We start from the raw sequence: 14,952 nt of genomic DNA, 5'->3' as shown, positions 1-14,952 counted from the left end.
ATACAGCCTGGCCGATACCGGGTTTTAGTTAACCCTCTGCGCCTTATAGGTATTAACCCCCTTCAGCAAGGCAAACCCGGTCGGTTTGTTTTCGGCATCGGTTTCAAACCGGACCGTGGCATCCGGGGCGGTCAGGAAGAAGCTGGCATTGGCTTCAGGATGCAGTTCGAGGGCCTTGTTGCCAAGGACATTGCATTGCAGATACAGGCGGTCTGCTTCGGTAAACACATGGGCGGGCTGGTCAAACAGCTGGTACTCGCCGGCCACTTTTTGGTTCAGTACCGGGTCCGGCGCCATGGCGGTCTTTTCCGTCACCTTGAAATCGGGCCAATGGTATTCGGCGGCAATACTGGTAAAGATTTCCTCAATCAAGGCCATGCCATTGTCGCTGTTGGTCAGCACCACGGCGCCCTGGCCGGTTTTGGTGTAGCCGAACAGTAAGCTGCGAGAGCCTTCAATGCCGCCGCTGTGGCTGAAACTGGTGTAGCTGGAGCCGCTTCCGTCTGACTTATCCTCAACAAAAAAGCCCAGGCCGGTTTCGCCGAGGCCACGGGTTAACATGGTTTTGGTCATTTGACTGGACAGGATTTTGTTTGAGGTGCCGGCGTCCGACTGCTGCACTTCGATAATGATTTTGGTCAAATCAGAGGCTGTGCTCCACATACTGGCCGCGGCCAACTCGGGATATTGATGCCACAAACCTTCAATAGCTTCGCCGTTGACCTCATGTCCTGCGGCGGCATGGCTGCGCTCTTCATCCGGCAGGCGGCTGGCAAAGCGGCTGTGGCGCATATCCAAGGGGGTGAAGACTATATCTTGCAAAAGCTGTGGGAAATCCTGTTTGCTCACTTCTGTCATCAGCAATTGGATGATGCTGTAACCGCCGCCGGAATAACGCCACTCTGTGCCCGGAATGGCTTCAACCCGCACAGGTTCTGAATTGGCGGGGGCTTCACCATCCAGCACCGCAAGCAGGCTGGGTACGGTTTGCTTTTCTGGATAGCCATGAAAACCATGCACATTGACGCCACCACTGTGGTTCAGCAACTGCCGCAGGCTCACCTTGTGTTCTTGGGTGAATTCATTGTCGGGCAGCTGCCAGCTTTTCAGTTGCTTATTGATATCGCCATCCAACTGCAGTTTGCCTTGCTCAACCATATGCAAGGCCGCCATGGCGCTGACGGCCTTACTGATAGAGGCGATTTGAAACAAGGTGTCCGGCGTGGTGTGCTCGCTGCTGCCAACCAGGTTAACCCCATAGGCGCGGGCCCATTCAAGCTGGCCATTATTCACCACTGCTATGCTGACGGCAGGCACCTGGTGGTAGCGCATCCTGTCTTCGAGGCGCATTTTTTGATCCGGCGCGCCCTTGACCACCACTGAACTGGAAAGCCCCTGCTCAATGCGGGCAATTTTCTCATTCAGCGCGCTCGCGCTGTTGTTTAAAGCGTTAGAAGTTCCGGAGGCGTTTGAGACGTCTGAAGCGGCGGCGAAAGCGACGCCGGTGCAGGCGGCCCCCATACAAGCCGCAAACAGCGCGAGGCACCGCACAAGATACAGCTGAGGAGTGCGCAGTAAAGGTGATCGAGGCATAAGAGGTTCGTCCTTGAGTTGGCTATCAGTTGGATCAGCGGCCAGAATCTGACACTAACAAATTAATTTCGCTTACATTATTGAAATGCTACCGGAGTTGCAATGGCTAAGCTGTAACCAATAGCGTCACCAATGCCCCTCCGCTGAGCTTTCTGCTAATGAGGGCTGGGCCGGGTTGAGTTCGCCTACGGCGAGACCTACCAACGCCTCGCCAAGCTCAAGGGCAAATATGACCCCAACAACCTGTTCAAGATGAACCAGAACATCAAACCGGCTTAAGCTGGACTTCCGCCTCCCCGGCAGACCTAGGTGCACTGCGCTTGGGTCTGCCCTTCACGCACTTCATATCATCTGCAGTAAAGCCAAGAATCTGGACAACCTCAAAAGCAGCGGAATGCACCATTTCCCCCTTCGAAGCCGCTTTGGGCGTTGGGCTGAGAGAAACGGGTAAGCCGAGATAGGATATCGAGGCAGAAACCGTCGAGCTTGGAGCGAGTCGGTTTCGGTGGCCGTTTCCAGCCCATAAACCCAAAGCGCTTGGCTTCGGCGGGGGCGTCATTTGGGATGCAAGGGGCTTTGGACGAGCAAAGCCCCTTGCCCGGGTGAAGCCTGGAGGGCTTCGACCTTAAGTCGCTTACAAAGCGCCAAAACCAGCCCTCGTCAGCTGGCCTGACGTCTCTGAATACGTATGCAGCTTATGTCGTTGAGACCAAAGCCTAAGTTAAGGTGGTGACAAACAACAAGACACCTTACAAGGAATGATAGATGCGCTGTTCACTGCTGCTGATGGCCCTCGGGGCCAGTTTGCCATTGCAGGCCAAAACCCTGAGCCTGCACTCCCCCAACGGCGAGATTGAGGTCAGGGTCAACGATGACCTGCAGCCCAATTACGCCGTGCTGTTCCACGGCAAGTCGGTGATTGCCGCCTCCAAACTGGGGTTCGACTTTGTCAAAGCCGCGTCCTTTCGCGACGGCTTTGAAATCAAGGACAGCCAGAGCGCCAAAGTGGATGACACCTGGGAGCAGCCCTGGGGTGAGGCGCGGCTTATCCGCGACAGGCACAACGAACTGACGGTGAGTTTCGTCAATCCCGGCAGCAAGCAGGGCTACAAGGTACGATTTCGCGCCTTCGATGACGGCATAGGTTTCCGCTACGAGGTGGACAGTGACACGCCGCTGAATATCAGCCGCGAACTGACCGAGTTTGTGATCTCACAAGCAGATGAGGGTGCTCAAAGCGAACAGGGTGAACAGGCCAGCGCCTGGTGGATCCCCGGCCGCGGCTGGAACCGCTACGAATACATTTACCAGCACACCCCACTTGCCGAAGTGAATCAGGTGCAGACCCCCTTCACGCTGAAAACCGCCGATGGCGTACATCTGGCCATCCACGAGGCGGCCCTGGTGGACTATGCCGCCATGACACTGAAGCAGCACCGTCCCGGTACCTTTGTGGCCGAGCTGACGCCCTGGTCCGACGGAGTGGCGGTCAAAACCAGCGGTAAGTTCAATACCCCCTGGCGCACCATCCAGGTGGCCGACAAGGCCGCTGGCCTGATTAACTCGCACCTTATCCTCAACCTCAACGAGCCCAACCAGCTCGGTGATGTGTCCTGGGTGCAACCCGGCAAGTACGTGGGGATCTGGTGGGGCATGCACATCAACCAGAACACCTGGGGCAGCGGCAGCAAGCACGGCGCCACCACCAGCGAAACCAAGAAGTACCTGCGCTTTGCCGCCGACAACGGCTTCGACGGTGTTTTGGTGGAAGGCTGGAACCTGGGCTGGGACGGCGACTGGTTCCATAACGGCGACCTGTTCAGCTTCACTGAGCCCTTCCCGGACTTCGATATTAAGGCCATCACAGACTATGGCCGCGAGGTGGGCGCCAAGCTGATTGGCCACCACGAGACTTCCGGCAGCGTCAGCAACTACCGCAAGCAGTGGGAAGATGCCTTCAGCCTGTATGAAAAAATGGGCGTCAGTCAGGTGAAGACCGGCTACGTAGCCGATGGCGGCAACATCAAACGCATAGATGAAAACGGCGTGGTGCGCCACGAGTGGCACGACGGCCAGTTTATGGTGGGCGAATACTTGGACAACGTGAAGGCCGCCGCCAAACACCGGATAAGCATCAACACCCACGAACCCATCAAAGACACGGGCCTCCGTCGTACCTTCCCCAATTGGATTGCCCGCGAGGGTGCCCGGGGCCAGGAATACAATGCCTGGGGCACGCCACCGAACCCGGTTGAGCACATCGCCATGCTGGCCTATACCCGCATGCTGGCCGGCCCCATGGACTTTACTCCCGGCATTTTCGACATGAGCTTCAATGGCCTGGGCGACAAGACCAACAGGCCCCAGAGCACACTGGCGAAACAGCTGGCGCTCTATGTGGTGCTCTACAGCCCCATTCAGATGGCGGCCGATCTGCCGGAGAACTACCTCAAACGCCCCGACGCCTTCCAGTTTATCAAGGACGTGCCCACCGACTGGGAGCAGAGCATAGCGCTCGACGGTGAAGTGGGTGACTTTGTGGTCATGGCCCGCAAGGAGCGCAAGGCGCGTCAGTACAGCGGCAACGACTGGTATCTCGGCGCCGTGACCGACGACAACGCCCGCGATATCGAGCTGGCGCTGGACTTCCTCGAACCCGGCAAGCAGTTCGAAGCGCAGATCTACCAGGACGGCAAAGACGCCGAGTGGAAATGGCACCCCTACGAGCTGGACACAGGCAAGCAGGTGGTGCGCAAGGGCGATAAGCTCAAGCTGCATCTGGCAGCCGGTGGCGGTGTGGCGGTTCGCTTTAAGGCGCTGTAAGTCGCTTTAAGTAGGTAAGAGTTTCCGGCCAGCCTTCAACACTTGATGAAGAAAAACACCCGCATTCGCGGGTGTTTCTTTATGCCCATCACAACATATCTGCCTATAGCAAAAGGCTCAATTTAAAAAAATATCTGCAATCTTACGGGCTGTTAGCACAACCCCATCCTTGTCGATTCAGCTAAGCTGATGGAACTTGCAGCATAGGCCCCACTCATAACACCAGCCCTGGCACGGTGCGAAAATAGTCCAGTGCCCGCTCGTTAAAACCCTGGGCCAGCAGCCAGGATTCGCTGAAGGGCGCGGCTATCAATTGCTGTCCGGCACTCTGGCGTTTGACCCAGTCCGGGTTGCCTATGGCCGCCGAACCCACAGCCACCATATCGGCTCCGAGGCCAAGCAGGGCGTCGCCATCCCGGGCGTTTTGTACCTTGCCCGCCACCATCAGCGGCAACTTGCCGCCAAGCTGGGACGCTATCAGCGCCAGCAGCGACTCCCCGGCAAACTCGTCCGCCTGCTTGAAGCTGTCACCCATGGAAAAATGCACATAATCAAGCCCCCCGGCCGCGAGCAGCCGGGTAATTTCCAGCTGATTCATCAGCTTAATCCCCTGCACATTGGCATAACTTTCTGGGGAAAGGCGCACACCTATCAGGAAGCTGCGCGGCACCCGGGCACGAATTGCGCCGATGATCTCCAGCAGTATTCTGGCGCGATTTGCTGCCGAGCCACCCCACTTGTCGCTGCGCTGATTGATTTCCGGATTCAGGAAGTTACACAGCAGGAAATGGTGCGCCGCGTGCAGCTCGACCCCATGTAGCCCGGCCCCGTGGGCCCGCACCGCCGCATCGGCGAAGGCGGCTATCATGGCCTCAATGCCCTCGTCGGTCAGGGCCTCCACCCCGAGGGGGTATCTGCCGCCCGCAGGGATGGCCGAGGGGCCAACCGGTGGCCTGCCATTGAGCCCGGGAATGGCCCTCACCCCACCGTGGTGCAGCTGCACCAGTGCCAGGGCGCCATGGCTGGCCGCTATCCTGGCAAATTCGGCAAAGCGCGCCTGATGCTGCCCGGTTAGCAGGGCCGGTTGCCCGGGCCAGCAGCGGCCGCCATCGGCCACCAAGGTGGCGGCGGCGATCAGGGTGCCAAAACCGCCGGCGGCGGCCTTTTCGAGCCAGATCAGCTCGTTGTCGCTGACAAGGCCGCCCTCCAAACTCATGTTGTGGGTCAGGGGCGCCAGCACGGCGCGGTTTTTCGCCCTGATGCCCGCATCGGGGAACAGCCATGGTTGTGACAAGCTCGATTGCATATTTGGGTCCTCACATCTACCAATGGCCGTGAGCTTACTACCGCAACTCGAGGAAATAATCCGGCAGCTGAGATAGACTCTATTTCCTGACAAGAAGTAATTGGCGGTATGAAAGTCGCTAAGGAGACACACTTTGTCCAATCAAAACAATAAACTGGATAATATCTACCTGATGCGGCTGTTCAACGCCATAGTGAGGGGCGGCTCTTTTGCCGCGGCTGCCGAAGCCCTGGAGATATCCACCAGCAAGGCCTCGAAAGACATACAGTTTCTGGAGCAGCAGCTGGGCACATCCCTGCTCAAGCGCACCACCAGACGGCTGCAGGTCACCGACAGCGGCAACGACTTCCATCGCCGCGCCGAGCAGATCATTGCCCTGCATCAGCAAATGCTCGACAGCCTCGACAAACAAAAGCGCTGCGTCAGCGGCGAGCTGAGGCTCACCGCCCCCAAACTGTGGGGGGAAGAGGTGTTGACACCGGCCATCATAGCTTTCAAGCAGGCATATCCCGAGGTCATCCTGGTGGCGGACTATTCCGACTGTCGCCGTGACCTCATCCTCGGCAACATACACATAGGGTTTCGCAGCGCCGAGGCCGCCCCCGAGGACTATATTGCCCGTCCCATCTGCGAAGACGCCTCAGTGCTGTGTGCCAGTGCCGCTTACCTGAGCAGCCGGGAGGCGCCGCAGCACATCCAGCAACTGAGGCAACACAGCTGCATCACCTATGGCAATCAGCTGAGCAGCCTGGAGACCTGGGAGTTCGGTGAAGGCCGTGAGCTTATCCGCTGCGATATTCAGGGACAGCTGTGCTTCAACAGCAAGCGCGCCGCCCTGACTGCGGTGCGGCAGGGGCTCGGCATAGCCAAGATGCCGGCTTACATGGTGGCGGACGATCTCAGTCAGGGCCGGCTGGTTCAGGTATTGCCCCAGCAGCCTCTCAAGTCATCGAGGTTTTATGCCCTCTACACCCAAAGACGGGAAGAGTCGGCGCTGGTGAACCAATTTATCGGCTTCGTCTGCGATTACCTGGCCAGACAGCAACAGAGCCTCAACGCAGACTAGCTGCCGGGCATTGGGGACAATCCAATCTGCGTCATGTGGGCTGCCAAAGTAGCCGCAAAAACGAGCGAAACAGCGACTGCTGCTGCAAACCGCAAGGTCTTCAACGGGCCTATACTTAAGATCCCTCCCCCAATCTGGAGTACAACAAATGAGCAGTGTTTCCCATGGGTTGAAGGCGGTGAAGGTTATCGCCCTGGCAGTTACGGATATGGCCCGGGCCCAACATTTTTATGGCAAAGTGTTGGGGCTGGATACTGTGTCGGAGCACGGCGAGGTCAGGGGCTATGCCCTGGGGGATCTGATGCTGATGCTCAAGGATGACTGGTATGGCAAACCGACGGCCGAACCCAATCCCAGGCTGACCATTTTGTGCGACTATGCGCCGGATACCGAGGCCTTTCTGAGGGAGCGCAATGTGACTATTGCCGATCCTGTGGTGCCGATGGAAGAGTATTACCTGCTCGGCAGCTTCCTTGACAGCGAGGGCAACAAACTGTGGTTTTGCTCTGCCAATGAAAGGCCTTGATGATCCTCATGCCTTCATAACCCCATTGCCTGAATACATAGCCAGCCAAGCGGCGCCTGCGGGCGCCGTTTCCCTTAGCGCCCCACTTTCTTTTCCCGTCCTGTTTAAGACCTCTTGGTTAAGACCTCTTGTTTAAGACTTCTTGTTTAAGACTTCTTGTTTAAGACTTCCGGTTTCTGACTTCCTGTTTTTTAAGCCTGGCTTAGCGAATACCCCTCGACTATTGACAAGCCTGCTCCAAGATTGCAGTTTGTATGCAATTTTAAAAAGTGAACGTATGCCCAATGCCAATCGCCAAGACACTCTTCCCTCGCCGTTACCCTATACCTGCTCCGGGCCTATTTCGTCCGAAAAGTGCCGCCCTGCTGTGCGTGCTCGCAGTGCTGTCCACATTGGCAGGCACTGCGCAAGCTCATGCAAAAGCCCAGGCTCAAACCCCATCTCCAGTAAAAGCCCAGGCCCTGTCTGCAACTAAAGCCCAAACAGGGGAATGCACGCCCAGCGTCCTCGACCGCAGTGGTGAGCCAAATTTGATGCAGCAGTTTGACAGTTACGGCAACCAGGCCTTCAATCCCCTGGCCGATGCCGGCGCCTGGCACGGCTATCTGCTGCCGCAAAGCCCCAAGGCGGGATTCAGCGGCCCCCTGATAGTGGCCCAGGAATTCAGCCTCTATCTCGCCCCCATGCTGGAGCAACTACAGCCCAGTATTGATGGCCGCCCCCTGGACTTTGCCAGTGCCGACAGCCAGATGCAGGCCTGCGCCGGTGAGCTGCGCCAGCTTTTCAGCTGGCCGGAATTGACGCTCAAGCTGGCGCTGCGCTTTGTCGATGGCCGCAGCGCCCTTATCCGCACCGAGCTTATCAACACAGGCGATAAGCCCCTGCCGTTGACGCTGGAGTGGCGCGGCGAGCTGCTGAGCCGATTGACTCAGAACAAGGGACCTCTCTGGCCGGCCGACAAGGTCCCCTCATGGCAGCCCACAACCGGTGGGCTGAGGCTGAGCTTTCCCGAACTGCAACAGGGCTTTACCGGCTATTTCACTGCCGGTGCCGGGCTGGACATCAGCCGCAGTCTGGCCAGCAACAGCTCTGTGACCGAACTGGGCTATCTCAGTCGCAGTGAACTGACCTTAAACGCGGGTGAATCACGGCTTATCTGGAGCCGCGAGCGTTATATCCTGAGCCCGGATGAGACAGAGTCTGGGCACTCCGGGATGACAGAGGACAGGCTTGCGGCCCAGTGGCAGCAAAGCGGCGAGCGCTGGCGCGCTTACCTGAAGCAGGGCATGCCCGAACTGAACAGCTACCTGCCCAAGGCACTGGCGCAGAAAAGCCTGGAGACCCTGCTCGGCAACTGGCGCAGCCCCGCCGGTGCCCTGCTCCATGATGCCGTAACCCCTTCGCTTACCGCCCGCGCCTTCGACGGCGCCTGGGCCTGGGACAGCTGGAAACACGCCGCCGCCCTGAGTTATTTCGCCCCCGAGCTGGCGAAGAATCAGATCCGCGCCCTGTTTGATTACCAGATTCAGGCGGACGATACGCTGCGGCCCCAGGACGCGGGCATGATAATAGATACAGTGTTTTATAACCGCGACGGGCTTAGGGGCGGCAGCGGCGAAAACTGGAACGAGCGCAACAGCAAACCACCGCTGGCGGCCTGGGCCGTGTGGTATCTGCGTGACGATCCGGCCTTTATCCGCGAGATTTACCCCAAACTGGTGGCCTATCACAATTGGTGGTATCGCAACCGGGATCACGACGGCAACGGCCTGGCGGAATACGGCGCCGCCCTGCACCCGGCCCATCAGGACAGCGAGGGCAGGATGCGCTTCTACCTCAAACCCAAGGGCACAGTGCCTGCGGGCTGCGAGCCATTGCAGGATGGCTGGCTTGAGTGTGCCGGGCTGGATGACTACCGCACGCTGGCCCAAAGCCAGGATTATCAGGCCCTGGAAAGTCCGGCCCAACAGGCAGCGGGCTGGGAGTCCGGCATGGATAATGCCGCCCGTTTCGGCTTTATCGATGACAGCCAGCTGAGCGCCTATGCGGCCAAGCATTATGGCGGCGATCTGACCCGGGCCCGCCGCGACTGGTTGCCGGGCTTTGTGGAAAACCGCCATGGCGGCAAGCTGGTGGGTTACTCCATAGATCAGGAATCGGTGGAGCTGAACGCCTATCTGGCCCAGGAGAAGGCGCTGCTGGGGCAAATGGCAGCGCTGCTCGGCGATAAGCAGGCCGCCGCCAACTGGCAAAGGGATGCCGAGGCGCTGGCAGCGCGGATAAACAGCGACTTTTTCGATTCCGAATCCGGCTTTTACTACGACCGGGAACTTGGCAGCGGCAAACTGCTGACCCGCCGCGGCATGGGCCCCGAGGGCTGGAGCCCGCTGTGGACAGGGGTTGCCGCCCCAGCACAGGCACAGGCGGTGCGCCGCAACATGCTCGATCCTAAAGTCTTCAACACCCCAGTACCCCTGGGCACCGCCGCCCGCTCGGCGCCGGCCTTCGATCCCCACAGCTACTGGCGCGGCCGGGTGTGGCTGGATCAGTGGTATTTCGGTGTCTCGGGTTTGGCCCGCTACGGTTTTCTGGAGGATGCCAGGGCGCTCACCGCCAAGCTGCTCAATAACGCCGAGGCGCTTAAGGGCTCTGCTCCCATCCGCGAGAACTACCATCCCCTGACCGGCGAGATGCAGGGGGCCACCAACTTCAGCTGGAGCGCCGCTCACCTGTATCTCTGGTACCGGGAATCGGCTGCGGCTGAGGCTGAGGCTCAGGCTCAGGTTCAGGTTCAGACGACCAATAAGATCCAGTAATAAAATCAATATCTATCTGTTTCAAACACGGCCTGCCAACAACATCCATTCGGATAGGGTTGCAGGCCGTGCACGCCCTTTTTCAAATTTCAACAGCGCAAATTCAGCCTCCCCCCAAACACACAGTGGGCTTGATGCTGATGTCAAAATCCATCCCGTGTCGGAAAAGCGGATTTAACAGAGAGTTTTATAACGTCTCGCCGGCCCTTCAAGATGGTGATTTAAAGAGCAAGCGTTGTGCTGATGCCAACTTCAATTTAGGATGCCTGAGTACTTTTTCATCGCCTTTACCACGACATTGATGCATTCCGATGGGGTGCAGACATTCGGGTCTCAAGCGGCGCAGGCCCAGTTAGATAGGCGAAAATATCAATCTCGAAGAAAAACAGTCTCGAAGAAAAACAGTCACCGGGAATTCCAGTCACAACTCAAGGAGGAAGCATGCGCTTTTTAACAGCAATAGTGCTGCTGGCACTGACACAAAACAGCTTGGCGGCCGAAACTCAAACCGGCGCTCACACAGAGCTGCGCCTGGTGTCCTACAACATTCGTCATGGTGTAGGCATGGACAATAAGCTGGATTTAAAGCGTATTGCCGAGGTCATAGCCCACGCCAAGCCGGATTTGGTGGCCTTGCAGGAAGTAGATAAAGGGGTTGAACGCAGCGACAAGCTGGACATTGCCTCGGAGCTCGGCCGTTTGCTGGGAATGGAGCACAGATTCGCCAGGTTTATGGATCTTCAGGGGGGCGAATACGGCATGGCGGTATTGTCACGCTTGCCCATCAGTGATACCGAGATTCACCCTTTACCTGAAGGTGCTGAGCCACGCAGCGCACTGGAAATCAGGGTCAGTGTCCCGGGGCTTGCCAAGCCCTTATCCTTTGTCGGAATACACAACGATTGGACCGACGAATCTATCCGCACTGAGCAGGTATCAGCCCTGCTAAAGGCACTGGAACACAATGACAACCCGGTGATCCTGGCGGGGGATTTTAACGGCGAGACCAGCGATGCCTCTTTGGGGTTGCTGACCCGTGCAGGCTGGCAAATCATGAACAAGCAACAGCAAAAGACCTGGCCTTCGGATAAGCCGGAGCAAGAAATAGACTTTTTCCTCACCAGGGGAATGCACCTCTCCGAGATAAAGCACTCTGTTATCGACGAGCAAATGGCATCGGATCACAGGCCCATCTATGCCGAGTTCAAGATTGGTCAATAAACCGGGATAAGGCCTGCACAGGGCTAAAGCTGTGGCTGAGGGCAAATCTGCCAAGAGCCACAGATTAGCAGGCCAATTCAAAATCCTGACTGCTGTCGTTACTGGAGCTTGCACAGCGATACCATTTAAGTCGCCTGAACAGCTTGAACCATGAGCTGCACCACTAAGGTGCAGCGCCCTTCCCTTTGGCTGTGCATCCGGTTTAGGCAATGAAAGAAAATGCCAATAAAATCAATCACGCAATCAATGGCCCGGGGTTTGCTTTGGCCTGCGGTCATAGGAAATTCAATACAGGAAACCCCCATGGACATTCGCCAGTTTGATTTCAGCGACAAGGACAACTTCTGCGAAAAGGACAACCAAGCAGCGCCCCTCACAGCACTGACGGCACTGCTGCAGGAGCACCTTGCCGACATGCACGCCAACTCGCCACCGGGCAGTGTTCATGCCCTCAATCTTGAGCGCTTGCAGGGCCCGGATATCCGCCTCTTTACCCTGTGGCTCAAGGGGGATGCTGCTTCAGGAAAAGATGCAGATGTAAAAAACATGGGGGAAGTACTCGCCGCCTGCGGCGCCATCAAGCAGTTGTCTGAGACCGAGGCCGAACTCAAATCCATGCGCTGCGCCAACCAGTTCCGTGGCCGCGGCCTCGGCAAGGCCGTGCTGCGCCATTTACTGGAGGATGCCCGCCGGCGTGGTATTCGCCGCCTGTACCTGGAAACGGGCTCGGTGGACTTCTTCCTGCCCGCACAGGGCCTGTATCTGGCCCACGGCTTCGAGTTTTGCGGCCCCTTTGGCGACTACAGTGATGACCCCTTCAGCCGCTTTATGACCAAAGCGATTTAAAAGAAAGATGCTTTAAACACAGGGTGATAAAAGAAAAAGGCGCTTTGACAGCGCCCTGGCTTTAGCGAGCCCGGATAGCCAGGCTCTTTCGGTGAGGAACTGGCGCTTGGCACAAGCGTTCACTTCACGCTGTTAACAGCGCCAGCCAGTCTTCGGGATTGGCGAGGATAAACTCAAACTGTTTGCCGCCGTCCAGGGTGATCCGCAGCGCATCCCGGGTCACGGGCATAATGCCGCCCCCCTTACCGAGGCACTTTTCCACCTTGGTTATCTCTCCACGGGGAATGCTGTAGGGCCCGAGGCCCAATTGGGTGTTGTAGGGCACGAAACTCAAATCAGATACGGTCAACGACAGCTTGCCATCTGCCCGCGCCACGCCATTTTGCACCGCAGCCACAGTGGATTTGATTGTTTGGCTTTCCATAAATAAGGTTCCTTGATTCGCTCGGGTGAAATCACACCCTAACAAGCAAGGCCGAGCGCAACAAGCAATCTGTTGATTTTCAGACTTATGTTGTCCAATTTTACGGCTCAGCAGTGCGCTCTGGAAAACTTCAGCACTGGGAAAGCGGCAGCTCCGGACAGAGCCTCAGCTTAGCGAATAGTAGTAAAACAACCCCCCGGGGGCGGCTTCTGCATCTATGTCCGAACAAAGCCGGAAACCAGCCTTTTCCAGCACTCTGGATGACGCCGGGTTATCCGTGCCCACACCGGCGACCAAGCGCTGCCAGCCCAGACTGTCCTTGTTCTGATGGGCACAGGAGAGCAGCCCCGTCAGCAATTCACTGGCCAGGCCCTGGCCCCAATATTCTTCCCCCAGCAGATAGCCCAGGTGGGCATCGTATCCCGGCGCTTGGGTTTCCTCCCTTGCTTGTTCATAGACAAACAGGAAGCCAATCAAGGGAGAGCTCTTCGTTTTTCCCAAGTCGTCAATAAGAGTCACGGTCAGTAAACGGCTTTCGACCAACATGCGCTCCAACCAGGCCTTAGCGCTGGCAAGGTCCTGCACCTTGGCGAAGTAAGGCGGCAAATGCACAATCACCGCCGGGGTAAAGAGTGCAAGAATGCGACTCAGCAACTCATCCGCCCCAACCTTAGCGGCGGATGCGGCAGTCAACCCAGCCGCAATCAACCCATCTGCAGTCAACTCAGCCAACTGCAATCTTGGAGTGTGAAATACCAAAGGCTTGGATTCAGAGTGCTGGTTTGCTTCGGCAGACATAAGACTGTGTTCCTGTCGGGATTGGCAACTGCTTCGCAGGTTACGCCTGGAGGGAAAGGAAGGCAAACAAGGGCTTGGAGTCGGATTTAGAGTTTTGGAATAACGCCCCGGTTCAGGGGCGACCCGCTGCAACCGGTTGTTAGACGGCGCATCAACCTCATGCGCGCTGCAGACGGTACCAGTGCTCATCCGGGCGCAGCACCCATTCCAATGGCGGTGGAAGTTTGAAGAAGGACGGCTCCACGTCGGTGATCCGCCAACCTGTAAAGGCAGCCTCGATTTCTTCGCGGCTTACACCCCGGATCAAGGGGCGAATACGCCTCGGCCAGCACAGTAAAATAACTGTGGCATCCTTGGCGGCCAGCGCGTCAATGCTGCGGGCCATTCCTTTCTGCTGATCTGTGTCGAAGTCATGAAAGGTGCCGGTATCAAGGATAAGCCGGAACCCGGTACCTACTTCAGTTTCTGAAAGGCGGGTAACGTCCCCTTTCACCAGTTTCATTTCCACGCCAGCATTCTGAATCCGCTCACGCCCCCGTTCCAGGGCCTTGTCCACGAGTTCTACGCCAGTGACATCCCAGCCCCTTTTAGCCAGCTCGATACCCCAGATGGCACTCCCCGAGCCTACATCCAAGGCACGTCCGTAAGGAGGCGCACGCCCTTCCTCTTCGCGTTCGAGAAGCGATGCCAAAGACTGGGAAAATTCTTGGTCTGTATCCTCCCAAGGGTGAAAACCAATGGCATATGAAAATTTCCAGTTCATAGCTTTCTCCTTTGTCGTCTAACGCCGCCACGTGGGGATTAATAGCATCCGATGTCAGATGTCAGATGTCAGATGTCAGATGTCAGATGTCAGATGTCAGGTCAAAAATAAAAGACAGCCGTGGTGCCAGAGGCAATATGCCGACGGGCTCCTCGGCCCAAACGCATACACTATGCCAAAACAACAAGTAGGTCCGGCATTACTCAGATGCCGGGACCATTGCCGGGAAAGTGGCGGGGGCGGTGAACACCCAATCCCTGTCCTTCACCGGGGTGTGGCATGCGATACATACCTGCGGCCCTTCGTTGAAGGCCTTTTGCTCCAGGCCCACCCAGCGGGCCCAGCCCCAGCCATAGGTGTCGGCATATTTTGCCGAGTCCCTGAACATAAACTCGGCATGGACAAAGGCTCCCGGGGCCGTGGCCGCTTTCCAGTTTGCCAGCTCAGTGTCCTTCCACACGACCTTGCCGAGAATGGCGCCATCTGGCCAGGGATTGGTCTGGCCGGCGCGGGCGGCGGCGACCGCAATATCGTTGCCGAGTATCACCCTCAGGGTATTGTTATCCGTTCTGTGTGATACCGCTATGGTTGACCAATTCTGCCAACCTGCGGGATAGGCAATGGAATGGGAGGCCTCATGGTTGCTATCGGCCGCACTCGCGGCGCCTGAGACGGCCACAAGCAGGGCCGATACAATTGACTTGCGAATATCCATGCTGATTTCTCCTGTTGATTCAATACGCTGACGCTCACCGTCCCAGCGAGATCTT

13 protein-coding genes are annotated in these 14,952 nt (G+C 57.4%); 7 read left to right on the top strand and 6 right to left on the bottom strand.

The annotated features are described in order from the left end of the window. Positions 1–24: 24 nt before the first annotated feature. Positions 25–1,350 (bottom strand): serine hydrolase domain-containing protein, encoded by a 1,326-nt coding sequence (locus JYB84_RS05245; protein WP_228290888.1) that lies wholly within the window; start codon positions 1,348–1,350, stop codon positions 25–27. A gap of 408 nt (positions 1,351–1,758) precedes the next feature. On the opposite strand from JYB84_RS05245, the gene JYB84_RS05240 reads away from it, so the two are divergent. Both JYB84_RS05240 and JYB84_RS05235 read left to right on the top strand, forming a co-directional pair. Next, a complete protein-coding gene (locus tag JYB84_RS05240) occupies positions 1,759–1,872 on the top strand; it encodes a BBE domain-containing protein (RefSeq protein ID WP_207323109.1) in 114 nt (37 codons plus the stop codon). A gap of 486 nt (positions 1,873–2,358) precedes the next feature. Further along, positions 2,359–4,416, top strand: coding sequence for a glycoside hydrolase family 97 protein (locus JYB84_RS05235; protein ID WP_207322380.1), 2,058 nt, complete (start codon positions 2,359–2,361; stop codon positions 4,414–4,416). A gap of 214 nt (positions 4,417–4,630) precedes the next feature. Here JYB84_RS05235 and JYB84_RS05230 read toward each other — a convergent pair whose 3' ends face one another. Beyond that, complete coding sequence (locus JYB84_RS05230; RefSeq protein ID WP_207322379.1) at positions 4,631–5,722, bottom strand: oxidoreductase; 1,092 nt, start codon at positions 5,720–5,722, stop codon at positions 4,631–4,633. A 133-nt stretch (positions 5,723–5,855) separates the two neighbouring features. On the opposite strand from JYB84_RS05230, the gene JYB84_RS05225 reads away from it, so the two are divergent. From JYB84_RS05225 to JYB84_RS05205, 5 genes are all read left to right on the top strand, one after another. Next, positions 5,856–6,788: a LysR family transcriptional regulator gene (locus tag JYB84_RS05225; protein WP_207322378.1), complete on the top strand. Its 933-nt coding sequence runs from the start codon at positions 5,856–5,858 to the stop codon at positions 6,786–6,788. A gap of 148 nt (positions 6,789–6,936) precedes the next feature. After that, positions 6,937–7,314 (top strand): VOC family protein, encoded by a 378-nt coding sequence (locus JYB84_RS05220; RefSeq protein ID WP_207322377.1) that lies wholly within the window; start codon positions 6,937–6,939, stop codon positions 7,312–7,314. A gap of 284 nt (positions 7,315–7,598) precedes the next feature. Further along, on the top strand, positions 7,599–10,130 hold the full coding sequence (gene ygjK, locus JYB84_RS05215) for an alpha-glucosidase (protein WP_228290887.1): 2,532 nt from the start codon (positions 7,599–7,601) through the stop codon (positions 10,128–10,130). A 441-nt stretch (positions 10,131–10,571) separates the two neighbouring features. Beyond that, positions 10,572–11,351 carry an endonuclease/exonuclease/phosphatase family protein gene (locus tag JYB84_RS05210; RefSeq protein WP_207322375.1) on the top strand — a complete coding sequence of 260 codons (780 nt, stop codon included), beginning with the start codon at positions 10,572–10,574 and terminating at the stop codon, positions 11,349–11,351. A 303-nt stretch (positions 11,352–11,654) separates the two neighbouring features. Next, the gene (locus tag JYB84_RS05205) at positions 11,655–12,197 is read left to right on the top strand and encodes a GNAT family N-acetyltransferase (protein WP_207322374.1); all 543 of its coding nucleotides are present in this window, start codon (positions 11,655–11,657) and stop codon (positions 12,195–12,197) included. Positions 12,198–12,321: 124 nt separating this feature from the next. Here JYB84_RS05205 and JYB84_RS05200 read toward each other — a convergent pair whose 3' ends face one another. The 4 genes from JYB84_RS05200 to JYB84_RS05185 all read right to left on the bottom strand — a co-directional run bounded on the left by JYB84_RS05200 (position 12,322) and on the right by JYB84_RS05185 (position 14,897). Then, a complete protein-coding gene (locus JYB84_RS05200; RefSeq protein WP_207322373.1) occupies positions 12,322–12,621 on the bottom strand; it encodes a hypothetical protein in 300 nt (99 codons plus the stop codon). Between the two features lie 165 nt (positions 12,622–12,786). Continuing rightward, positions 12,787–13,419: a GNAT family N-acetyltransferase gene (locus tag JYB84_RS05195; RefSeq protein ID WP_207322372.1), complete on the bottom strand. Its 633-nt coding sequence runs from the start codon at positions 13,417–13,419 to the stop codon at positions 12,787–12,789. A 157-nt stretch (positions 13,420–13,576) separates the two neighbouring features. Beyond that, entirely contained in the window at positions 13,577–14,182 is a 606-nt protein-coding gene (locus JYB84_RS05190; protein WP_207322371.1) for a class I SAM-dependent methyltransferase, read from the bottom strand. A 199-nt stretch (positions 14,183–14,381) separates the two neighbouring features. Then, positions 14,382–14,897, bottom strand: coding sequence for a cytochrome P460 family protein (locus JYB84_RS05185; protein WP_207322370.1), 516 nt, complete (start codon positions 14,895–14,897; stop codon positions 14,382–14,384). Between the last annotated feature and the right edge of the window lie 55 nt (positions 14,898–14,952).

The organism is Shewanella cyperi (assembly GCF_017354985.1).
Lineage (GTDB): Bacteria > Pseudomonadota > Gammaproteobacteria > Enterobacterales > Shewanellaceae > Shewanella > Shewanella cyperi.
This window is presented reverse-complemented; position numbering and strand designations above follow the sequence as displayed.

Coding starts and splice junctions, on each gene's coding strand:
- JYB84_RS05245 (WP_228290888.1), bottom strand. CDS start 1,350: ATGCGCCTCGAAGACAGGATGCGCTACCACCAGGTGCCTGCCGTCAGC.
- JYB84_RS05235 (WP_207322380.1), top strand. CDS start 2,359: ATGCGCTGTTCACTGCTGCTGATGGCCCTCGGGGCCAGTTTGCCATTG.
- JYB84_RS05230 (WP_207322379.1), bottom strand. CDS start 5,722: ATGCAATCGAGCTTGTCACAACCATGGCTGTTCCCCGATGCGGGCATC.
- JYB84_RS05220 (WP_207322377.1), top strand. CDS start 6,937: ATGAGCAGTGTTTCCCATGGGTTGAAGGCGGTGAAGGTTATCGCCCTG.
- ygjK (WP_228290887.1), top strand. CDS start 7,599: ATGCCAATCGCCAAGACACTCTTCCCTCGCCGTTACCCTATACCTGCT.
- JYB84_RS05210 (WP_207322375.1), top strand. CDS start 10,572: ATGCGCTTTTTAACAGCAATAGTGCTGCTGGCACTGACACAAAACAGC.
- JYB84_RS05205 (WP_207322374.1), top strand. CDS start 11,655: ATGGACATTCGCCAGTTTGATTTCAGCGACAAGGACAACTTCTGCGAA.
- JYB84_RS05200 (WP_207322373.1), bottom strand. CDS start 12,621: ATGGAAAGCCAAACAATCAAATCCACTGTGGCTGCGGTGCAAAATGGC.
- JYB84_RS05195 (WP_207322372.1), bottom strand. CDS start 13,419: ATGTCTGCCGAAGCAAACCAGCACTCTGAATCCAAGCCTTTGGTATTT.
- JYB84_RS05190 (WP_207322371.1), bottom strand. CDS start 14,182: ATGAACTGGAAATTTTCATATGCCATTGGTTTTCACCCTTGGGAGGAT.
- JYB84_RS05185 (WP_207322370.1), bottom strand. CDS start 14,897: ATGGATATTCGCAAGTCAATTGTATCGGCCCTGCTTGTGGCCGTCTCA.